General features: G+C 65.1%; 19 protein-coding genes and 1 rRNA gene. 17 read left to right on the top strand and 3 right to left on the bottom strand.

Going from position 1 to position 21,927, the window contains the following annotated elements:
- The 7 genes from FHR04_RS19485 to FHR04_RS19455 all read left to right on the top strand — a co-directional run.
- Positions 1-103 (top strand): 16S ribosomal RNA (locus FHR04_RS19485); the annotation flags it as partial.
- Between the two features lie 144 nt (positions 104-247).
- The gene (locus tag FHR04_RS19480; RefSeq protein WP_139404855.1) at positions 248-514 is read left to right on the top strand and encodes an acyl-CoA-binding protein; all 267 of its coding nucleotides are present in this window, start codon (positions 248-250) and stop codon (positions 512-514) included.
- Positions 515-606: 92 nt separating this feature from the next.
- A complete protein-coding gene (locus tag FHR04_RS19475) occupies positions 607-1,407 on the top strand; it encodes an ImmA/IrrE family metallo-endopeptidase (protein ID WP_139404858.1) in 801 nt (266 codons plus the stop codon).
- 68 nt (positions 1,408-1,475) lie between these two features.
- Complete coding sequence (folP, locus tag FHR04_RS19470; RefSeq protein WP_375782591.1) at positions 1,476-2,273, top strand: dihydropteroate synthase; 798 nt, start codon at positions 1,476-1,478, stop codon at positions 2,271-2,273.
- A 28-nt stretch (positions 2,274-2,301) separates the two neighbouring features.
- Positions 2,302-2,664 (top strand): dihydroneopterin aldolase, encoded by a 363-nt coding sequence (gene folB / locus FHR04_RS19465; protein WP_039685809.1) that lies wholly within the window; start codon positions 2,302-2,304, stop codon positions 2,662-2,664.
- Positions 2,661-3,179: a 2-amino-4-hydroxy-6-hydroxymethyldihydropteridine diphosphokinase gene (gene folK / locus FHR04_RS19460; RefSeq protein ID WP_139404854.1), complete on the top strand. Its 519-nt coding sequence runs from the start codon at positions 2,661-2,663 to the stop codon at positions 3,177-3,179. The genes folB and folK overlap by 4 nt, the downstream gene beginning before the upstream one ends.
- Before the next feature lie 70 nt (positions 3,180-3,249).
- Complete coding sequence (locus FHR04_RS19455; RefSeq protein ID WP_039685805.1) at positions 3,250-3,741, top strand: hypothetical protein; 492 nt, start codon at positions 3,250-3,252, stop codon at positions 3,739-3,741.
- A gap of 212 nt (positions 3,742-3,953) precedes the next feature.
- On the opposite strand, the gene FHR04_RS19450 is transcribed toward FHR04_RS19455, so the two are convergent.
- Entirely contained in the window at positions 3,954-4,268 is a 315-nt protein-coding gene (locus FHR04_RS19450; protein ID WP_039685803.1) for a hypothetical protein, read from the bottom strand.
- Between the two features lie 58 nt (positions 4,269-4,326).
- On the opposite strand from FHR04_RS19450, the gene FHR04_RS19445 reads away from it, so the two are divergent.
- The 3 genes from FHR04_RS19445 to FHR04_RS19435 are packed head-to-tail and all read left to right on the top strand — an operon-like array spanning position 4,327 to position 6,179.
- Positions 4,327-4,932 carry a DUF4403 family protein gene (locus FHR04_RS19445; RefSeq protein WP_139404853.1) on the top strand — a complete coding sequence of 202 codons (606 nt, stop codon included), beginning with the start codon at positions 4,327-4,329 and terminating at the stop codon, positions 4,930-4,932.
- A gap of 19 nt (positions 4,933-4,951) precedes the next feature.
- Entirely contained in the window at positions 4,952-5,554 is a 603-nt protein-coding gene (locus tag FHR04_RS19440) for an NUDIX domain-containing protein (RefSeq protein ID WP_052195557.1), read from the top strand.
- Positions 5,555-5,564: 10 nt separating this feature from the next.
- On the top strand, positions 5,565-6,179 hold the full coding sequence (locus FHR04_RS19435) for an IMPACT family protein (RefSeq protein ID WP_039685801.1): 615 nt from the start codon (positions 5,565-5,567) through the stop codon (positions 6,177-6,179).
- 159 nt (positions 6,180-6,338) lie between these two features.
- Here the strand turns inward: FHR04_RS19435 and FHR04_RS19430 are convergent, their stop codons facing one another.
- Positions 6,339-7,682, bottom strand: a complete 1,344-nt coding sequence (locus tag FHR04_RS19430; protein WP_170214040.1) for a glycosyltransferase family 4 protein — start codon at positions 7,680-7,682, stop codon at positions 6,339-6,341.
- A gap of 550 nt (positions 7,683-8,232) precedes the next feature.
- Here FHR04_RS19430 and FHR04_RS19425 point away from each other — a divergent pair.
- The 6 genes from FHR04_RS19425 to FHR04_RS19400 all read left to right on the top strand — a co-directional run bounded on the left by FHR04_RS19425 (position 8,233) and on the right by FHR04_RS19400 (position 18,115).
- Positions 8,233-10,359, top strand: coding sequence for an NPCBM/NEW2 domain-containing protein (locus FHR04_RS19425; protein WP_139404851.1), 2,127 nt, complete (start codon positions 8,233-8,235; stop codon positions 10,357-10,359).
- Positions 10,360-10,453: 94 nt separating this feature from the next.
- Positions 10,454-12,034 carry an NPCBM/NEW2 domain-containing protein gene (locus tag FHR04_RS19420; RefSeq protein ID WP_139404850.1) on the top strand — a complete coding sequence of 527 codons (1,581 nt, stop codon included), beginning with the start codon at positions 10,454-10,456 and terminating at the stop codon, positions 12,032-12,034.
- Between the two features lie 79 nt (positions 12,035-12,113).
- Positions 12,114-13,064 carry a GumC domain-containing protein gene (locus FHR04_RS19415; RefSeq protein WP_139404849.1) on the top strand — a complete coding sequence of 317 codons (951 nt, stop codon included), beginning with the start codon at positions 12,114-12,116 and terminating at the stop codon, positions 13,062-13,064.
- A 442-nt stretch (positions 13,065-13,506) separates the two neighbouring features.
- Entirely contained in the window at positions 13,507-14,910 is a 1,404-nt protein-coding gene (locus tag FHR04_RS19410; protein WP_249039234.1) for a UDP-glucose dehydrogenase family protein, read from the top strand.
- Entirely contained in the window at positions 14,907-15,911 is a 1,005-nt protein-coding gene (locus FHR04_RS19405) for a UDP-glucuronic acid decarboxylase family protein (RefSeq protein ID WP_139404848.1), read from the top strand. Before FHR04_RS19410 ends, FHR04_RS19405 begins: the two co-directional genes overlap by 4 nt.
- Entirely contained in the window at positions 15,908-18,115 is a 2,208-nt protein-coding gene (locus FHR04_RS19400; RefSeq protein WP_139404847.1) for a glycosyltransferase, read from the top strand. Before FHR04_RS19405 ends, FHR04_RS19400 begins: the two co-directional genes overlap by 4 nt.
- Positions 18,116-18,417: 302 nt before the next feature.
- Here the strand turns inward: FHR04_RS19400 and FHR04_RS19395 are convergent, their stop codons facing one another.
- Positions 18,418-20,358: an NPCBM/NEW2 domain-containing protein gene (locus tag FHR04_RS19395; protein ID WP_139404846.1), complete on the bottom strand. Its 1,941-nt coding sequence runs from the start codon at positions 20,356-20,358 to the stop codon at positions 18,418-18,420.
- Positions 20,359-21,304: 946 nt separating this feature from the next.
- Between FHR04_RS19395 and FHR04_RS19390 the strand changes: the two genes are divergently transcribed.
- Entirely contained in the window at positions 21,305-21,814 is a 510-nt protein-coding gene (locus FHR04_RS19390; RefSeq protein WP_139404845.1) for a hypothetical protein, read from the top strand.
- Positions 21,815-21,927 lie beyond the last annotated feature (113 nt).

The raw sequence follows: 21,927 nt of genomic DNA, 5'->3' as shown, positions 1-21,927 counted from the left end.
ACCGCCGGGAGCCGAAAGGCAGGCGTCTAGGCTGTGGTTCATGACTGGGGTGAAGTCGTAACAAGGTAACTGTACCGGAAGGTGCGGTTGGATCACCTCCTTTACTTCGCTCCGCACTGCTTGTTCAACCCTCTCCGAGGGTTTGATTTCTCTGCCTCAGCGCCCCCAACACCCGTTGGGGGCGCTGCGCTGTTTTGTGGTGAGCGTCTGATACGCGCAATTGCCGGGAAGCGGGTAAACTCTCCCCATGACTTCTGAACCCTCAGCCGCTTTTGTCCAGGCCCAGCAGGACGTGCAAGCCCTTTCCAAGAAGCCCGGCAACGACGTGATGCTCAGGCTCTACGCGCTGTACAAGCAGGGCAGCGTGGGGGACGCCGGACCTGACCGTCCAGGCGGCTTCGATTTCGTGGGCGCGGCCAAGTACGATGCCTGGAACACCCTGCGCGGCAAGTCGCCTGAGGAGGCCCAGCGCGAGTATGTGGAGCTGGTCCGCTCTCTCCAGGCCGGAGGCTGAAGTAAGCTGGGCGGGTGACGGATTCCCCCGTTTCCGAAGCTGGCCCTGCCGCGGTCAGTTCCCCTTCCGTGCTGGCCCCGGCCAAGGCGCGAATGCGGGAACTGGCCGCCGCTTACGCGCAGGCGCTGCCAGGGCTGGACACCCACAGCCTGATGGAAGGGCTGGACGGTGTCACCCTGACGTTCATGGCGATGGGGGACCGCGACGGCGCGTATGACCCTGAACACCGGGTGATTCTGATCAACAGCCGCGTGCGTCCCGAGCGGCAGCGCTTCACCCTAGCCCACGAGATCGGGCACGCGTTGCTGCTGGGCGACGACGATCTGCTGAGCGATCTACACGACAACTTCGAGGGTGACCGACTTGAAGAGGTCATCGAGACGCTGTGCAACGTGGCGGCGGCGGCCATTCTGATGCCTGAGGAACTAACCGCCGAACTGCTGGCCCGCTTCGGCCCCAGCGGGCGCGCACTGGCCGAACTGAGCCGCCGTGCCGACGTGAGCGCCACCAGCGCCCTGTACACCCTGGCGGAGCGAACCGAGGCCCCGGTGATCTATGCCGTGTGTGCCGTGGCCCGTATCGACGCCGGGCCAGGCGAACGCAGCGACGAGCCGCCCGCCGGCAAGGCCCTGACCGTCCGCGCCAGCAGCCCAGCCCCCGGGGTCAAGTACAGCCTGCGCCCCGGCACCGTGATCCCCGACGATCATCCGGTGGCGGTGGCGCTGGACACCCGCATTCCCATCGCTCAGGACAGCTACATTCCCTTCCGCTCTGGACGCAAGATGCCCGCTTACGTGGACGTGTTTCCGGAGCGCAACCGCGCCATGGTCAGCTTCGCCCTGCCGGTCAGACCCGGCCCAGCCGAAGCTGTGCGGGAACAGGAGGAGGTCTGAACCCACGCCACGGCCTGACCTTCGGCTTCCCGGTGCCGGGTGGGCAGCGGACAGCCAGCGGCTGGCAGGTGACCTGGAGCGGCACGGGGGTCATGGGCATCCTGAACGTCACGCCGGACAGCTTCAGCGATGGCGGGCAGCACATCAGCCTGCCGGCGGCCCTGGCTTCGGCCCGCGCGATGCGGGAGGCGGGCGTGCTGGTGCTGGACATCGGCGGCGAGAGCACCCGCCCCGGCGCTGAGCCTGTGCCCGCCGAGACCGAGCTGGACCGCGTCCTTCCCGTCGTCCGGGGACTGGCGGACGCAGGCGTGCTGCTGAGCGTGGATACCCTTAAACCAGAGGTGGCGCACGCGGCGCTGCGGGCGGGGGCGCATCTGGTCAACGACGTGGGCGGCCTGCGCGACGCCGAGATGCGGCGGGTCTGCGCCGGGGCGGGTGCGCCGGCCTGCGTGATGCACATGCAGGGCGAGCCGCGCACCATGCAGCACAGGCCCCGCTACGGCGACGTGGTGGCCGAGGTCTTTGGCTTCCTGCGCGAACAGGCGGCGCTGGCGCGGGGGGCGGGTGTCCCGGATGTGCTGCTCGACCCCGGGATCGGCTTCGGCAAGACGCGGGAGCACAACCTCACGCTGCTGCGCGCGCTGCCGCAGCTCACGGCGGGACCGGACGGCGTGCTGGTGGGGGTCAGCCGCAAACGCCTGATCGACCACCTGGCAGAGGTGCCTGTGGCCGCAGACCGCGATCCCGGCACGCTGGCGTTGCACCTGCACGCGGCCCGCACCGGCGCGGCGCTGGTGCGGGCCCACGCGGCGGCGGCGCACGTGCAGGCGCTGCGGGTCCAGACGGCGCTAGACTCGCCGGAATGAGGCGGGCAGCGTTGGGGGGGAGGAGAGCATGAGCCGGGTGGTCCTGGAAGGGCTGGAATTTCACGCCCGGCATGGCGTGTACGCCACCGAGGGGGTGCTGGGGGCGCGGTTCGTGGTGGACGCTGAGCTGCACTACGCCTTCGCCGGCCTGCCCGACGACCTGAGCGCCGCGGTCAATTACGCGGCCGTCTACGCCGCCATTCAGGAAGAGGTGACGGGCCGGCGCTGGCAATTGATCGAGGTGCTGACTGACCGCATCGCCCGGCGTCTCCTTCAGGATCAGCCCAAACTGGCCCGCGTGACGGTGCGCGTCCACAAGCCTTTCGCCCCGCTGCCCGGCGTGTTCCGCGACGTCTTCGCCGAGCTGACGCTGGAGCAGCCTGCGCCTTGAGTGCCCCGCGCGGCGCGGAGGACGCCTACATCGCCCTGGGCGCGAATCTGGGCCAGCCGCTGGAGACCCTGCGCTGGGCCGTGACCGAGGTGGCGCGGCTGGGCGAGGTGCGCGGGGTCTCGGGGCTGTACCGCACGGCCCCCGTCGGCGGCCCGCCCGGGCAGCCGGCCTACCTGAACGCCGCGCTGTGCCTGCGGACGGACCTACCGCCGCTGGAATTGATGAGCGCCCTGCACGCCGCCGAGGCCCGCGCCGGACGGCAGCGCCGCGAGCGCTGGGAGGCGCGGGTGCTGGACCTCGACCTGATTGTCTACGGGGACCGGGTGGAGGCCGGCCCACCTCTGACGCTGCCGCACCCGCGCGCCTGGGAGCGGGCCTTTGTGCTCGCGCCGCTCTCGGACCTGAATCCGGAGTTGGCCTCGCCGCAGACCGGGGAAACGGTGGCCCACGCGCTGGCCCGGGCGGACCGGTCAGGGCTTCAGCTACAGGCGGCGAACTGGCTGCGGCCTTCATGAATCCTGCCGTTATGAATCTGGCGGCTGCCCACCGTCTGCCGGGGACGGCGGCGCTATGCTACGGAGCGATATGAGCGAACTGACCTCCAACAAACGCCATGGCGGCCTGGGCCGCGCGCTGCTGTGGGTGGCCATCGTGCTGACCGTGGCCCTGCTGGGCTTCGTGACCGCCGTGGCCGTCCGCAGCAATCCGATCTACAGTGACCGCGACGCCAACGGCGTCAGCAAGTACAAGTTTATCGAGGAATGCCGCGAACTGCTGGAAGACACCGACAAGCTGACGGTGGGGGCGCAGGGCCAGTCCATTCCCCTGAAAACGCTGGTGGAACAGAGCGCTCCGCTGGGCAAAAACGATGAGCTGCGCGCCACGCTGGAGGCCGAGCCGGCCCAGATCATCCGCGCCACCGAGAACGTCGAGGGCGGCGGCTGGACCCTGACCGCGCCCGCCACCATCGCCATTCACAGCGGCTCCGGCACCCGCGCGCTGGGACAGCTGCCCATGCAGTGCAGCCACGTCAAGGGCCGGGAAACGCAGGCGCAGTTGCAGTTGCCGGGCCAGTAAGGCCTCCGGCTTGCCGGCCCCCACCCTCTTCCCGGCGGAGAGGGTTTTTTTTAGAGCGTTCGTCAAAAGTGCTGTTTGCTTTTGACCGAACGGAGTGAGTGAATTGTGCTGAGTATTTGGGAGAATGGAGGCATCAGAAGTCTTTTTTCTGATGCCTCCATTCGGACAAATGCTCTAGACCGGGCTTTCTGACCTTCTCCTTACGGGCGGCTTCACATCACCACGTCCAGGCCGCTCAGGCACTCTTCGGCGATGGCGCGGGCCAGGGGATCGCGGGTGCTGCGGGCGTAGCTGACGCCCAGGTGCAGGTGGTTCTGGCCGCCGGGGCTGCCCACCAGCGCCAGGGTCTGGTAAAAGGCCAGGTGGGTGTGCGCCAGCAGCACGTCGCGGGTGCGCTCGGGCGGCAGGGTCCGCAGCAGGCTCAGGGCCTCCTGATACGCGTCCAGGGCGCGCGGCTGATCGCCTTCCACCGCCCACTCGCGCCCCAGTTGCAGGGACCGGGCCGCCGTGAGATACGCGCTTCGCATGGCGCAGAGTCTAGCGTGAGCGCGGCGTGCGTGCAGTTTGCGCTATCTCTGGGAACCGATGACCCCTGATCTCCAGCCGCCTGCACGGCCCGCCGCCTCGCTGACCTTGCCCCTGCGGCTGCCGTATCCGGAACTGTCGCGCCTGGGCACCGCCTGGGCGGCGGGGCAGACCTTCACGCTGCCGCTGCCGACAGCGCCCAGCCTGCGCGTGACGAAGCTCCAGTTCAGCGCCGCCGGGCCGCGCCTGAACGTCACGCTCTCGGTGCAGAGCAGCGGCTTGCTGGGACTCAAGGCCACCTTCGATCTGTCTGGAAGGCCGGTGCTGGACGTGGCCGGACAGGTCCTGACCCTGGAAGACATCGCGGTCAGCACCCACAGGGAAGGTCTGAGTGGCCGCCTGATTGGCCTGCTGGCCGACGCCCGCGTGACCGCCTACCTGACGCGGCTGGCGCGGGTGGACCTCGGTCCGCGGCTGGCCGCCTTGCAGGCCCAGGCGCAGGCCCGTCTTCCCTTCTCGGCCCTGGAGAGGACCGAGGTGACGGGCACGGTCACGCACCTGGCCGTGACGGGCCTGGAGGTCACGCCCGACGCCCTGGTGCTGATTGCGGCGGCGGGTGGGGCGTTGCAGGTGACGCTGAAGGATGGACGGCTCCTGCCCCGGTAGCCTGCGCTAGCCTGGGCCGATGAGCGATGCCACCCCCGCAGGCCATCCCAACTGGGCCACGCTGACCGAGGACGCTGCCCAGCCCTGGGCCACGCTGGAAAGCCGACAACTGGTGGACGGGTACCGGGTGGTGCTGGAAGACCGCGTGCAGGTCAGGCCCGGCGTGGAGACGCTGTACCAGTACCGCCCGCGTGGCCCCCGCGCCGTGTTCGTCCTGCCGGTGACGGCGGCGGGCGAGGCGGTGCTGATCCGCCAGTACCGCTACCCGCTGCGCGCCACCGTCACCGAGGTCGTCGCGGGCGGTGTGGAACGCGGCGAGAACCTGCTGGACGCCGCCGCCCGCGAGCTGCTGGAGGAAGTGGGCGGCGTCAGCCACGACTGGGTGCCGCTCCCCGGCTTCTACCCGCAGCCCAGCATCAGCGGCGTGGTCTTTTACGCCGCGCTGGCCCTGAACGTGACCCTGGGGGCCACCCACCACGAGGACACCGAGACCATCGAGCGCGTGGTGCTGCCCCTCCAAGAGGCGTACCGCATGCTGGAGGCCGGGGAGATTCAGGACGGCCCCAGTGGCCTGACGCTGTTTCACGCGCGCCGTCATCTGGCCGAACGCGGGCTGCTGTAGAGGTCAGCGCATGTCTGAGTCACAGCTGCCTGACCCCTACACCACCCTGGCCGGGGAACACCGTCACAGCGCCGTGGTCGACAACAGCGAGTTTCTGGCGTTTGCCGCGCGGGCCGACACCCCGCAACAGGCGCTGGCCTACCTGGAGACGGTCCGGGCGCGCTACCCCGACGCCACCCACCACTGCTGGGCCTACCTGATCGGGGCCGAGTACCGCTTCAACGACGACGGCGAGCCGGGCGGCACGGCGGGTGCCCCGATGCTGCGGGCCATCGGCAGCCAGGGACTCGATCATGTGATGGCGGTGGTGGCACGCTATTACGGCGGCGTCAAGCTGGGCACCGGGGGGCTGGTGCGCGCCTACGGCGGCACGGCGGCGGAGTGCCTGCGGACCGCGCCCCGGCTGGAGGTCCGTCCGCGCCAGCCGCTGCGGGTGCGCGTGGCTTTTGCCCACCTCAGCGCCCTGTACCACCTGCTGGAGACCTTTGGCGCCGAGCGCGGCGCGGAGGAGTACGCCGCGTCAGGCCTGGAGATGGCGGTGGCCCTCCTGCCCGAGGACGTGGACGCCTTCACGGCAGCGCTGGCAGACGCGACGCGGGGTGAGGGGGCGGTGGAGGGCCGTTGAGTGGTGGAGCGCTACCCGCGCCGCCAAATCATATCGGCAGGGACATACGGCGTCAGAGTTCACGGTGGCGGTGTCGGCTGACGCGCTGGGCCGTATGAGCCTAGCGCAGCGTCAGATCATGGACGCAATGACTCACGGTGTCCCCCCGGAAAGGCAACCTTAAGAGGAGGCTCTGGGTCTGAGTTCCAGCCACTTTGCCTCTTCCAGCACCCGGGCATAGAGGTCTGAATACATCTGGGCCTGTCGTTCATAAGTGTAATGGGCGGCAACTTTGTCCAGCGCAGCTCCCATCAGTGCGCGGGGCTGGGGATGGTCCAGCAGGAAGGCGATGCCAGCAGCCAGATCCGCCGCATCACCAAGACGGGCCAGGTAACCATTGACGCGGTGGTCCACGATGTCCGCTGGGCCGCTGCCATCAAAGCAGACCACGGGGGTGCCGCAGGCCATCGATTCCATGGCCACCTTGCCAAAGGCTTCTTCCAGCGAAGGCATCACCGTCAGGTCCGCTCCTGCATAGAGAGAGGCCAGCGCGCGGTCATCGTCTACCGGGCCGAGGAAATGGGTTCGCAGGGGCATCGTCGGCGGGGTCTGGCCGTGCAGTGGTCCGAACACCACCAGTTCCAGCGAAGTGGCATCTGGCCGCTGGGCCAGCAGTTCAGCGCTGCGGCGCAGTTCGCCGAAGCCCTTTCGGCGGTCATTCAACGGGTCCATGGCCCCAAAGAGAATCAGGCGCCGGTCTGCCGGCAGGCCCAGCCGCGCCCGCAAATGCGCCGTGCCCTGGTCACTGGGTTGAAACACCGTTGTGTCCAGGGCGTTGGGAATGACCACAGTGCGGCGTCCACCCAACAGCGAACTGCGCCGCGCCTGGTCGGCCAGCCAGTGGCTGAGGGCCACCAGGGTCATGGGATGGCCATCCCAGGCGCGAGACTTACGGCGGTGCAGTCGGCGTGAGTAGTCGTCGGGGTGTCTGGAGTTCAGGGCAGGACAGTTGCCGCATTCAGCCTCGAAGCGGCCGCAGTCCTGGGCGTAATGGCAGCCGCCGGTCATCGGCCACTGGTCGCGCAGGGTCCACACCAGCGGCGCCCGGATGCCTGTCAGGCTCTCGGGGCTCAGAAAGCCGTCGCCCACCCAGTGCAGATTCACCACATCGGGCTGCAGGGCATTGATCTGATGATGAATGGGAAGGCGCAGCGCGGCAGGCGAGAAGTAGCGTGACGGGCGCAGCCGATCCCGCACCAGCTGCTCAGTCTTTCGTGCCAGTCTTGAGGCCAGGGCCGGGCGGTATTCCGTCACCTCCGGGTCGTCGCTGACTTTGCTCTGCACCAGCATGGCCGAATCCGTATCAGCACGGGACTGCAGGGCCTGATGCAGCCAGTACGCACCCCGGGCCGCGCCACCCCCGAGGTCACTGCTGCTCAGGTGCAGCACCTTCATGGCGTGTGGGTTGTGGTGGAGCAGGCGAGGAAGAGGGTGGCGAGGGGAACTGTCATCGATGCCGATCATAGTCGGAATTGCGATATCTGAAAGTAGATGTGGGGGCTGCTGGGGCCGCCCACCTCCGGGATATTGACCTTTCCATAAGGCAACTTTCCTGTGGTGGACCTGCGCCGATAGAGTGTCGTCCTGTGCGGACCGGGCCGGCTTGGCGCCCTGCACGCCTAAAAGTGTCTGCTTCTGGACCATGACCGCTCTAAATTCGGCGCCTGGAGACGGCCGATTCCGCCGCCCCTCGCTTGTGGGTGAGGGGGAGGGAGGGATCGGCGGCTTCCTGTTCAACGGCCTGCCGGTACGCCCGCAGAAGATGAATCTGATCAGGCGGCAGTTCCTGGCGGATACACGAAATATTTACGCCTCAGCCGTCAATGTGGGCCTGTAGTGGAATAGGCAGGGCTAACCCTGGCGATAGACCAATCGGCTGAAGTCCAATCAACTGAACTCCCGAGCCCTGGTCTGAATTACCGGGCCTGCTGACCACCGGGACGGTAGATTTCTCTCAAGTGTGGAGCCGAAGGTGAGAACAGAGAGCAGGGGTTCTGGTGTGGAAGGGGAAAGAATGAAGGACGGAAGGAACAACACGGGAAAGGTCAAGTGGGTCAGGGGTATGGCGCTGGTGGTGCTGGGCACAGGACTGCTGATCGGCTGCAAACCTTCCGAACCGCCCAAGCCCCCCACGGGGCCGGAGAATCCGTATGCGGGCGGGGTGACGCATCCCTGGACGGGCACCGATCAATCGGGCAGCAAGCCGATCCGGAGCGGCGAGAACGTTCTGTCGGAGGTGGGGTACACCGTCGCCAGCAACGCCTGGGGGCCTATCGAGCTGGACCGGAGCAACGGCAGTGAGAAGCCTGATGACGGTGGGCCGCTCAAGATCGGCAATCAGACTTTTGCCAAAGGGATCGGGGTTCATGCGAACAGCCAACTTACGTACGCGCTGAACGGGAGTTGCTCGACATTTAGTGCCACGGTGGGCATCGACGCGGAGGTGGGGGCCAAGGGCAGTGTGGTCTTCCAGGTGTTCGGCGATGGCAAGCTGCTGTTCGACAGCGGCCTGATGACGGGGACGAGTGCGGCGCAGTCGTTCTCGAAGTCGGTGGCGGGGGTGAATCAGCTGAAGCTGGTGACGGATGCGGGCGACGACATCGCGTACGATCACGCCGACTGGGCCGACGCCAAACTGAGTTGCAAACTTCCCCCGGACCCGCCCCCCGCCAATTTCAATGTGGCGCTGGAGAGCCGCGACGGCGGCCCCTTCGCGGACCGCATGGTGTTCAGCCGCATCGGCTCGCTGAGCAGTCCGCCCGCCAACGGCGTGCACGACCGCGCCACCGTGCGCGTCAGGAACACCGGCAGCACGCCGCTGAAGATCACCGGTCTGCCCATCACAGGTCCCTGGACACTGGATTCCGGGCAGTCTTTCCCAGCCACCATTGCCCCTGGAAGTTCTCTGGACGTCCGGCTGCGTTTCGTCGCGCAGAGCGGCAAGTTCCATTCGGGCAGCGTGGGCGTGGCCGTTGACGGCCAGACCGCATCCGGCCAGTCCATCCAGCTGGCCGGGCTGTGGCAGAGCGAATCCGAGAACAACCGGGAGCCGTACCTGGAAGACATCGTTCAGACCGCGTTCGGCTTCAAGACTGTCTTTGCGCCCAGCAAGGACAACAATGCCTCAGACGGAATCAACCAGAAAGGCAGGGTGACTCCGCAGGGCGACGAGGTCATTGCCCCGTACTGGCAGCGGGCCGATGCCGGCAAGCCCGTGACCGTTCAGCAGCTGGCCGCCTACCACACCCAGGGGGACGCCGCGAAGTTGCGCTGGTTTACCAAGGGTGCATCTGACAGCAATACCGTCCTGATCCAGAAGGGTGTAGACGCCCAGTCGGTCCTGCCGCGCAGGGACGGTTCGGAAGAACTGGCGGTAGTCAGCTTCACGCCGTCGGCGCAGACGTTCGGGTTTAAGGTGGACAGCGAGAACAGCGACCCGACGTTGAACGATCAGACCAAAGACCGGAACAACAAGTGCCAAGACCCCTGCGGCCAGCATGTGCGGTTCTTCAAGGCCAAGGACCCGAGTGGCAACGTCATGCCCGACACCTACCTGCTGATCATGGATTACTCGGGCATCAACTACGACTACAACGACAACATCTACCTGATCAGTAACCTGAAGCCCGCGCCCATTCTGATCAACGTCGGTCTGGCGGGCAACGGGGCCAAGATCACCGATCCTGCGGGCAATGTGTGGGTCTCGGACCGGGACCGCAACGGTTACGCGCTGTTCACCCCCACGACAGCCAAGGACGAGCCGGCGGGCGGTCCCAATCCGGGCCTCGATATCCTCAAGACCGACTTCGATGATCTGTACCGCAGCTATCGCGGCAATGTGGGCAACGTGCCGCAGGCACAGAGGCAGATCAGTTTCAATCTCCCGCTGGAAAACGGGCCGCACACGCTCAAGCTGCATTTCGCGGATCTGGCGCATACCGAGATTGGCAAACGGATCTTCGACGTGACGGTGGAGGGCCAGAAGGTGTTGCCCAATCTGGACATCGTCAAGGACGCGGGCGGCGGCAACACGGCGCTGATCAAGACGGTCAATACGAACGTGACCGGTGGGCTGCTGACCCTGAACCTGAGTGCCTCGGTGGATTATCCTTCCATTGCGGGCATTGAGATCTTGCGCTGAGGAATGCCGTCAATGACCGGGGGCTGCGACAGTGCCTCAGCCACGTAGTGCCGGTCACGCTCATGACGTCGGGAACGGGAGGGGGAGAAAAGCGATGAACACCGCACCAAAGAGAACGCGACTGAAAGAACTGGGCCTCATCCTGCTGGGGATGGGCTTACTGATCGGCTGCTCGTCGCCAGACTCCCCAAAGCCCGAACCCACGGGGCCGGAGAATCCGTATGCGGGCGGGGCGACGCATCCCTGGACAGACGGCAATCAATCGGGCAGCAAGCCGATTCGGAGCGGCGAGAACTTTCTGTCGGAGGTGGGGTACACCGCCGCCAGCAATGCCTGGGGGCCTATCGGGCTGGACCGGAGCAACGGTAGTGAGCAGCCCGGCGACGGTGGGCCGCTCAAGATCGGCAATCAGACTTTTGCCAAAGGGATCGGGGTTCATGCGAACAGCCAACTTACGTACGCGCTGAACGGGAGTTGCTCGACGTTCAGCGCCACGGTAGGCATCGATGCGGCGGTAGGAGCAAAGGGCAGCGTGGTGTTCCAGGTGTTCGGGGACGAAAAACCGCTGACAAAACCCGTCAAATTGACGGGAATGGATGAGGGCGAGTTGCTCTCTGTCCCGCTTACGGGTGTGAATGAGCTGAAGCTGGTGGTCACGGATGCGGGCGACGGCTTCGAGTACGATCACGCCGACTGGGCCAATGCCAAGCTCAGCTGCCAGCTTACTGTGCCACCCGTCAACACCTATCAGTACACGTCAATCAAGCCACAGCCCAATACGGTGGCCGAGGCGCAGGGCAGAGTGGTGGGCGGCCAACTGTACGTGTTCGGCGGCTTCGACAGCCTCAAGAGCTGCTGCGTCCCCACAGACCGCGCCCAGCGGTACGATCCGGCTACCAACGTCTGGACCCCGCTGAGTCCCATGCCGAATGGGGGGGTGACCCACGCGGGCATGGCCACCGACGGCAAGGACATCTACTACGCGGGTGGCTACATCACCAATGCCAGGGGCACAGCTCAGATTTTCGGCACGAAGGCGGTCTGGCGGTACAACGTGGCGCTGGACACCTACACCCCATTGGCCGATCTGCCAGAGAACAGTGCCGCCGGGCAACTCGAGTATCTGGCGGGCAAACTACATTATTTTGGTGGTACTAATTCCGCACGCACTAGTGACTTGAATACCCACTATGTGCTGGACCTGAACAAGAACGGCACGACTTGGGTCCCTGCTGCAGACCTGCTGCAGGCCCGCAACCACCTGGGTTCGGCGGTGCTGGACGGGGTGATCTACGCCATCGGCGGCCAGACCGGGCACGACGAGAAGTTGAAGACGCTGAACACCGTCGAGGCCTACGATCCGGTCTCCAACCGCTGGGAGAAGCGGGCCGACATGCCTCAAGCCCTCAGCCACACCACCAACTCCACCTTCGTCCTGAATGGGCGCATCGTGGTGGCGGGCGGCGAGACGGCCCACGACAAACCCACCGATGGGGTGACCGCCTACGATCCGCGCAGCAACACCTGGACCGCCTTGACCCCCCTGCCCCAGCGGCGGGTGTCGGGCGTCGCGGCGCCGCTGGGCGACGGCTTCGTCTTTACCGGTGGCAACGTGCCGGACGGCGGCGGCACAAAGGCCGACGGCTGGCGGGCCAGCCCGGTCGCCGTCCCCTGAAGCTCTGCCTATCCCGCTCCACATCCGTCTCCAGACGATTTCCGCTCCTCCCCCTCCCCGACCTCAAAAAGGAACACACATGATGCAAAGCCCCCCACCCCGTCCCGATGCCGCCCACCGTGATCTTGAATTCCCGCAGGTGGTTCGTCTGCTGCGCCGCGCCGCCGTCCCGGTGCTGGGGGTCACGGTGCTGGCGGGGGTGGGCGCTTACCTGCTGTCGGGCCTGCAGCCCAAGGTGTATCAGGCCACCAGCACCCTGTTCACCGAGCAGGGCGGCGGCAGCAACGCGCTGGCCGACAGTCTGCTGCGGCCCTCGCCGTTGCCGCGCGGCGGACTGGAACAGGCCCTGCACAGCCCCGCCGTGGTCAAGCTGGTGGTCAACCGCCTGCGGTCCTCCGACATCGCGCCCGCCACGATTGCCAAGGTGAAACGCGACCTTGAAGCCGAACTGAGCGCGGGCAGCTTCAGCAAGTTGAAGGTGGCTCCCGATCCGAACAGCCCGAGCAACAGCAACACCGGCGTCGTCTACATCCTGACCGCCCGCGCCAACACCCCCGAACTGGCGCGCGTGCTGGCGAATTCCAGCGTCGCCGCGCTGCAGTTGTGGGACATTCAGCGTGCCCAGCGCCGTTCGGAGCAGGCCCGCGCCGCCCTGAAGCTGCAACTCGACGTGCTGGACCGCACCGCGCAGATCGGCGGCCTCAGCACCGATGATGTCAACCGTCAGGCCCGCGCGTCCATCACGCGCGATCTGGCTGTGATCGGGGCCTCTCGCCAGAGCGTGGCGGGCACCCTGGACGTGATTGCCGAGGCCGTCGACCCGGCCAGCCCCGTGTCTCCCAGGCCCCTGCGCACCGCCGCGCTGGCCGCCCTGCTGACCCTGCTGTTCGCTGGGGGAGGTGCGGTGCTGCTGGGCAGCCGCCGTCCAGTGGCCACTGGCGGGGAAGGGCTGCCCGAAGACGACTCGGCCCTGTACCGGCGCGAGGCCGCTGAGGCCCGCAATGTCACGTCCACGGTGCCGCAGCGCTGAGAATGGTGGGTGGGGCTGGAAAGGCGTCCCTGGAGAACTGTGTTTCGGGGACGCCTTCTTTCGCTGCACAGTCCGGACGAGTTGTTGTGCAGACCAGACCCAACAACGATGGGGCGGGTGCTAAGCGTTTGAAACTACACGGGCGGATCAACATCATTTCTTCATGAGCCGCAGCGCACTGGACTGTAGTTTCTCAACGGGAGCGCCTGAAACGTCCTGTGGGGCCACAGTTCTCTGTCACGGCGCGAGAATGGCAGAGGATCAGGTTGCTGACGCTGTCTTTACCCTCTTCAGGCTGGACTGGGTGATTTACCTATTGTTAGCGCCCATCTGATTTACTTCAGGATATAGGTGTCGGCCTACGTTCCATTGACGACCTCCCCCTGAATCCATCGTTCCATTCTGAATGTCCCTGCTTCCAACCCTCCGAGGAGAACCCAAGATGCCCCATACCCCAACCCTGCACGCCCCCATGCAAGTCGCTGTCGTGGGCACCGGCTACGTCGGCCTGGGCACCGCTGCCCTGCTCGCCTATTTCGGTCATCAGGTCATCGGCCTGGACATCGATCAGGGCAAGGTGGACATGCTCCGACGCGGCGAACTCCCGATCTACGAACCGGGCCTGGGCGAACTGATGGCGGAGTGCGGGGACCGGTTGCAGTGGACCACCGATTACTCGGCGGCCATTCCAGGCGCGGACGTGATCTTCATCTGCGTGGGCACGCCGCCGCTGCCCGGTGGACAGCCGGACCTGCGGTATCTGGCGGCGGCGGCGCAGGACGTGGCGCGGCACCTGAACGGCAAGATGCAGGTGGTGGTCAACAAGAGCACGGTGCCGGTGGGGACAGGAGACTGGGTGGCGCGGATCATCGAGGACCACGCCCCGGACTACAAGGAACACCAGTACAACGTGGTGAGCAATCCCGAATTCCTGCGCGAAGGCACCGCGCTGTTCGACAGCCTGTACCCGGACCGGCTGGTGCTGGGCGGCAACGACGGAGCTGGGGTGGCGCGGCTGCTGGAGCTGTACGCCCCGCTGATCGAGCAGGACTTCCAGGCCCCGGCGCATGTGCCCCGGCCCGAAGGCTACACCCGCCCGGAGGTGGTGGCCACCAGCCTGAGCAGCGCCGAGATGATCAAGTACGCCGCCAACGCTTTTCTGGCCCTCAAGATCAGCTTCGCCAACGAGATTGCCGGGCTGTGCGAGCGGGTGGACGCTGACATTGAGGAGGTTGCTCGCGGCATCGGCAGCGACGCGCGCATCGGGCGGCAGTTCCTGTCGGCGGGCGCCGGCTGGGGTGGCTCGTGCTTCGGTAAGGACACCTCGGCGCTGATCAGTACCGGCGAGGAGTATGGCTACGACATGCCGATTCTGCGCGCCGCCGTGGCGGTCAACCAGGGCCAGCGGCAACTGGTGATCGCCAAGCTGCAAAAGCACCTGCACCGGCTGCAGGGCAAGAGGGTGGCGGTGCTGGGCATGGCCTTCAAGCCCAACACCGACGATCTGCGTGACGCCCCGGCCCACGACACCATTGCCCGCCTGAACGAACTGGGCGCGACGGTGGTGGCGCACGATCCGGTGGCGATGCCGCGCGCCCGCCGGGAGTGGGGGCACCTGAGGTACACCGAGGCCGATTCTGCCGAGGACGCGATGATCGGCGCGGACGCCGTGATCCTGATGACCGAGTGGAAACAGTACACCGAGCTGGAATGGGACGGCGCGGTGCGGACCATGCGCCAGCCGCTGGTGATTGACACGCGCAATGCGCTGCGCTGCGCGCTGTCTACCGGCACGCTGGAGCAGATCGGGCGGCGCGGCCAGACTCCAGTTACGGTCCTGGGATGAACATCCTGCTGACCGGCAGCGCCGGATTTATTGGCAGTCACCTGACCGAACGCCTGCTGGCGGACGGACACACCGTGACCGGGGTGGACAACTACATCAGCGGGCAGCCGGAGAACACCGCGCTGTTCGCGGACCACCCGAACTTCAAATTCATTCAGGCCGACGTGAGTGAGGGCATTCCTTACCGAGCCGGGACCTTTGAGGGTCAGACGCTGGACTTCGTGCTGCACTTCGCCAGCCCAGCCAGTCCGCCGCACTACCAGCAGTTTCCCATCGAGACGCTGATGGTGGGCGCCCAGGGGACCCAGCACGCGCTGGAGCTGGCCCACGCGCACGGAGCGAGGTTCCTGCTGGCCTCCACCTCCGAGGTCTACGGCGATCCGCAGGTGCATCCGCAACCCGAGAGCTACTGGGGTCACGTCAACCCCAACGGCCTGCGCAGCTGCTACGACGAGGCCAAGCGCTACGCCGAGGCGCTTACCTTTGCGTACCACCGGCACCATGGCCTGGACACCCGCGTGATCCGGATCTTCAACACCTATGGGCCGCGCATGCGTCCCGACGATGGCCGAGTGGTCACCAATCTGGTCGTACAGGCCCTGGCCGGCCAGCCCCTGACCGTCTACGGCGACGGTCAACAGACCCGCAGCTTCCAGTACGTCACCGATCTGGTGAACGGCGTCGTGGCGCTGATGAACGCGGAAGAGTCGGACGCCGTGCATGCTCCGGTCAACCTGGGCAATCCCGATGAGTACACCATTCTCCAGTTTGCGCAGGTGATCCGCGAACGGATTGATCCGGCGCTGGAGATCATTCACGAGCCGCTGCCTGCCGACGATCCCCGCCAGCGCCGACCGGACATTTCCCGCGCGCGCGAACTGCTGGGCTGGGCACCGACAGTCGATCTGGACGCTGGCCTGGCCCGCACAGTGGAGGGTTTCCGCACGTCCGTGGGCGCTGTTCCGGCGAGTGTTGAACGGACCCCTGTCGCCGCCGAATGACGTCGCAAGCTGAAACGGCCAGCGGGGCTTTCCCACTGGTGTCGGTGGTCACGCCCACGCGCGGGCGTGCGGACCTGCTGATCTCACGGGCGCTGCGTTCTGCCCTGGCCCAGACCCTGCAGAACATCGAGATCATCGTGGTGATTGACGGCCCCGATCCAGTCACCGAGGCTGCGCTGGCCACCGTGCAGGACTCCCGGTTGCGCGTGATCGCGTTGCCCCACTTGGTGGGTGGCTCGGAAGCCCGCAACGTCGGGGTGCAGGCGGCGCGTGCCCAGTGGATTGCCCTGCTCGACGACGACGACGAGTGGCTGCCGCACAAGCTGGAAGCGCAGTTGCGGCTGGCACAGACGACGGTGCAGCCTCGCCCCATCGTGGCCTGCCACTGGATCATGCGGACCCCGCGTGGCGACACCCCCCAGCCGCCGCGCCTGCCGGACCCTCACGAGCCTCTGAGCGAGTACATGCTGGCGCGGCGCACCCCGCTGGAGCGGACCTGCGGCCTGGTCAGCACGATGCTGTTTACCTCGCGCGACCTGCTGCTGGACGTGCCGTTCACCCCGGGCCTGCCCAAGCACCAGGACTGGGACTGGCTGTTGCGCGCCGCCATGCTGCCTGGTGTGGGGGTGGTGTTCGTCCCCGAAGTCTCGGCCATCTGGTACTACGAGGAAGCGCGTCCCTCGGTCAGCACCCATCTGGACTGGCGGGCCTCACTGCGCTGGGCACGCCGGATGCGGGCGCGCGGCACCATGACCCGCCGGGCTTTCGCTGGGTTTTTGAACTCGCACATCGTGCCTGCCGCGCAGCAGCTGGGAGACCGCCAAGCCGCGCTTACCCTGCTGCCGCCGTTGCTGGCGGCCCGGCCCCGGCCCTTCGAGTTGGGCCTGTTCATCGCCAATTCGGTCCTGCCCACCGAGGTCCGGCGCCAGGGCCGCGCCCGTGTGGACCGGCTGCTCGGCCGTATTCGGAAGGGACAGGCCAGGACGGTTCAGGACCGGCCCGCCGCAACTCGGGGTTCGTCCGGGCAGATCCGGACGGTGGCGCTGATTGATCCGTTGTCCGGTGGACACCACGGCAGTTACGCCGCCACACTGGCGCGGGAACTGACCGCTCAGGGCATCCGGGTTCATCTGATCGGCCCCGCTCCATTTGTCGAGGAGGTCTGCCGAACGGTGCCGCAGGCCACCGGACACGTCCTGCCGCTCTTTCCAGGCAGCGGCCCAGACAGCGGCCCGGCGTACTACCGTCTGGGCCGACTGGCGCGGGACCGGGTGAACCTGCGGTTTCTGCGCGCGGCGCTGCAGCAGGCCGAGGAGGCGGGAGCAGACACCGCACACCTGCTGTGGCTCGACAGTTTCGTGCTGCCGCTGCTGGCTGCGCTTGCTCTGAGAGGTAATCGCCCTCCTGCCCTGCGGGCCACGCTGCACTGGGCCTACTTTCTGCGGGAGTTTCAGGGGGGCCGGCTCAGTCAGCCGGTTCACCGCCTGATGTTGCGGGCGCTGGGCGCGCTGGGGGTGCGCGTGATGATGCACTCCGGTGCGCTGACGCGGAGCATAGGTGCCGGGCGGCTGGACGCCGTGCCGCACCCCGCACATCCGCCACAGTTTCGGGCAGACCAGCGTGAACAGGTCAGGCAGGCCGTGCGCGAGCAACTGACCATTCCCCCCCAGGCCATGGTTCTGCTCGCCTTCGGCGGCACCCGGCACGACAAGGGCAGCGATCTGGCGCTGGACGCCCTGACGCTGCTGCCCCCCCACGTTCATCTGCTGGTGGTTGGCCCGACGCGCGCCTTCGACGCCGACGCCCTGCGCGCGAGGGCAGAGCGACTGGGGATCATGGATCGGCTGCACCTGCGCCTCGAACATGTTCCCGATGAGGAGGTGGAGGGCTTTTTCCTGGCCTCCGATGCCTGCCTGTTGCCGTACCGCAGAACCTTTGCGGGGCAGAGCGGACCGCTGTTGATTGCCGCGTCATTGGGATTGCCCGTGCTGGCCGCCGATGTGGGCGTGCTGGCTGAGACGGTCAACGCTTACCACCTGGGTGAATTGTTTGCCCCCGAAGACCCGGCGGCGCTGGCCCGCTGTGTGTTGGACTTCGATGCTGCCGCCTTTGCTCCCCATACGGCCCGCTTCCTGCAGGAACACACGCCGCAGGCGTTCGTGGACGCTGTGCTGCGAAGCTATCTGGGCCAGACGGATCACTGAGTTCTCTGCTGCCAGGATGATGTAGCTGGCCCACGCCCTCTTCCATCAAGAAGAGGATTGTGGAGAGTCCGCTGGGCTGGCCGTTCACCCGGCGTAATTCATACGGACCGCAGTGCAAGTGTTCGCTGCAATCCGACTGGGTGAAGAGGCAAACAAGACGGTCTGCGTGACAGGGAGAACCCCGGACGTGCTTTCCTAGATGCGGCGTCATTCAGCACAATCCATATTGCTGTGCCACAGGGTCATCATCAAAAGGCCCTCTCCATCCGGAGAGGGCCTTGGTGGTAGATTCAGTTCGGCAATCAGCGCGGTCCGGTGACCATGCCTGCGGCCTTGGCACGGCGTTCCCAGTCGGTGACGGCCTGTGCCAGCAGCTGCGGGTCTACGCTGCGGTTGGCAGCCTGAATGCGGGTGTTGTTGCGTTCCACACCGGCGGTAACGGACCAGTCCCAGCGGGCGTGAGGATTCTTGCTATTCGGAATCGTCCATCCCACGGTGTTGCCCTCGGCGATGACGGTGCTGGTGTCGTTGGGCGTCTTGCAATAGTTGCGCATGTAGAAGCCGGCGTCGCTGTCAGCGTCCAGCAGGGTGCCGTCGTTCAGCTTGCCCAGGGCCAGGATAGTGTTGCCCTGGATCTTCATGTGGTTGCCGCCGGCCACCGCGACGCCGTAGTTGCTCGTCTCGAGCACCGTGTTGCCCACGGCCTCGATGTAACCCGAGCCGCAACCATCGCCCATCATGATACCGCCACCACTGTACGAGGCGTCGGGCCGCCCGGCGAACGCACCGTTGATCAGGTTGTCATGAATGCGGATGGGGCTGCTGGGTGTGCCGTTGGAGGCGTAGATGTTAATCACGTCCTCGACATGACTCTGGCGCGCCGTGTTCTCCACCCGGTTCCAGGCGATCTCGGCCCCGCTCAGATCGCGCATCCCATTGAGCTGTACGAACTGGACCCTGTGGAACTTGTCCTGGAAACCACCGTTTCCGTCGCTGTAGCGGCCCTCGATGTCACGGGCCAGGTTGTTGCGGATGACGATGCTGACCGGCAGTCCCTTATTCCCCTGCCACTGATTCACATAGATGCCAGCTGTCTTTTCCATGTAGTTGTTTTCAATCAACAGGGAGACGATGCCCTCGGCGGCCAGGAAGCGCCCCGGAGTGCGGCTGCGGTCGTCGGGGTTCAGCCCATAGCCCTTGCAGTTGCGAACCGTCAGATTCGCCGAGGTCCATGAAGCGTCGATCAGATGGCCCCGTCCGCGCAGCGTGCAATTCTCCAGAATCACCGGCTCGGAAGTTTTAATCTTGATGGCCGCGACCGCAGGATCGTTGCTCAGGTATTCGCCGCTGTAGGTGCCGCCCTTGGTGATCACCAGCGGTCCACTGGGAGTGGCCGGCTTGGGGGCGGGTGCGGGAACGACGGGGACCGGTGTGGGGGCCGGGACAATCGGCACGGGTGCAGGGATCACGGGGGCAGGAACGGGCGCGGGAACAACAGGGACTGGAGTGGGCGGGATGGGTGCCGGGTCGCTGGGCTTGGCCGCCACCGTGCAGTCCACCAGGGTGGGATTTCCCCAGTCGGCATGATCGTGGGTATTCTTGTCGCCCGCGTCGGTAACCACCAGTTTGACTTCCTTGCGGCCCGCGATGTTGACCTTAATGCTCTTCGCGGCATCTGCGCCGGTCATCTTGCCGCTGTCGAACAGCTTGACGCTGTCGGCGTAGACCTGGAACACCACGCTGCCCTTGTTGCCTACCTCGTCGTCAATGCCTACATCGCTGATGAAGGTGCTGCACTTGCCGCCAATGGCGAAGGTCATCGTGGAATTGGCGTGCACGCCAAACCCGCTGGCGTACTTCTTGCCCTTCACGCTCATGGGGCGTCCGTCGTTGGCCTTGGCCTCACCCACGCTGGTGTTCCGCTCGATGGGTCCCCAGCCGTTGGTGGCCGAGGTCCAGGCCGCGTTGCTCAGCAGGTTGTTGCCCGCTTTCAGCGATTCCTGGCTCAACTTGGTGTCCGTTCCGTCGTCTGTCCAAGCGTAGTCCCCACCGTCGTCCATGCTGTCCTGCTCTGCTGGCGCCTGGGCGGCGGGCGGCGTGCCTCCGGTGAGAACCTGCTCCTCAGGAGTGCTGGGGCCTGAGCAGGCCGCCAGGATCAGGGGTGCACACCACACCAGCCAGCGCAGGGGGCGGGCGGCTTTGGTCATGGAGGTCTGGGAAGCAGTGGAGGGAATGGGGGACATGTGGTTTCTCCTGAGGCGTTTTGCTCGCCGACGACTGGATATGAGGACTGGCCTGGGTGGAGCGTGCGTGGACGATCTATAAAAAATGGCGGGGAGGGCAGCAGCGGGAGATTGCTCTTCTCTCTTGACAACACGCTACAGATTTAACCTGAACTTCATCTATGAAATATCCATAAATGAGATCTCGGCTTTGCTGGATTTCTAACACGATTAAGTCTTTTTGCATTGGAAGATGGGTGTATAGGGGGAGGGTATTCCCCTTAAATTCCTTTCCAGTGCGATATCTGTAAGAACTATTCTAGAATTCGACTCTAGATTTTGAAGGTCAGCCAATGACCCTTAATTACTTCCGAGTAAGGAAAGTGTAAGAATAGATATAGACAAAATAATTATTAGTTTTAGATTTTTTACAAGATTTTAATATTAGTATATTTTTTGGATAGATAGCATAGGTTTAATTTCTAGATTTAATAAAAAGTTTTGATAGTAATAATTTAGGAAATTTTTGAAGCAGATAAATCTACTTTTAGATTTATAGAATTAGTTATTTTAGGAATAAGCTCATTTCGGATCTAGAATTGTGTTGCTATGGTAAAATTCATCTCCTTCTCACATGATAGAATTCTCATCAAGATTTGTGATGTCTGCCTGCCCTCAGTGTCCTGTCGATGAATAAGTTCTATTGCTAAACGCTTGTTGTGGCGCCGTGACCTGCGCTCGCTGCCCTAAGAACTACCGGTCAGATTCATTTGCGAAGGTTTAACGTCTGACGCACTAACTTCTCTTTGATCGCTGCTGTTCTGGTGGCCGTGTGGGCACTGTGACAGGGCGTTGCCCTGCACCAAGTGAAGACGGTGCAGTAACAGGGCAACATCCTGGTGAACACCGTACTTGTCTGGTTCAGCCGTCTCTCAAGCCATCCCCGAATGAAAGGAAGCCGTCTCTGATGCCAAAGTCCAAATCTGCTGCCCTCACCCTGCTGTCTCCATCTCGCCTGCCCGTACTGGGCCTTGTGCTGACCGGCCTGCTGGCCGCCTGTAATCCAGGCAATCCCAAGCCGCCCATCCCAGAGCCCAAGCCGCCCACGGGAACCGAACTGCCCGCTGACGGTCTGAAGTTCAACTTCCAGCCCGCCGGTGTGACTGCGCCTGCGGGCTATACCGCCGACACGGGCGCGCCTTACAACGATGAGCGGGGCTACGGCTGGGTGGCCCAGACCGGTCATGCGCCCCTGGACGTGAGTGACAACGCGCGTGACCGTGTATCGGCGAGTGTGGAAGCGCGCCTGAACACCTTTATCCACATGCAGTACAACTCCAACGTCAGCGGTCCCGCTGAGCGGACGCCTGCCGCCTGGGAATACAAGATCGCCGACGGCACGTACACCGTGACTGTCAGCACTGGCGATGCCAGTGGCAGTCTGGACAGCGAGCATGCCCTGAACCTCGGTAGCTGACAACTTCATTTTTTAGTCGTCCCAGACGGCGGGAAGGTCACCTTCCGGTCTGTCCCTCGACAGAAACGAGAAATGGCGGTGTTTTGAGGTGTGAAGCCACCAAAACCCGCCGC

The sequence above is a fragment of the Deinococcus radiopugnans ATCC 19172 genome (assembly GCF_006335125.1).
GTDB classification, from domain to species: Bacteria; Deinococcota; Deinococci; order Deinococcales; family Deinococcaceae; genus Deinococcus; species Deinococcus radiopugnans.
This window is presented reverse-complemented; position numbering and strand designations above follow the sequence as displayed.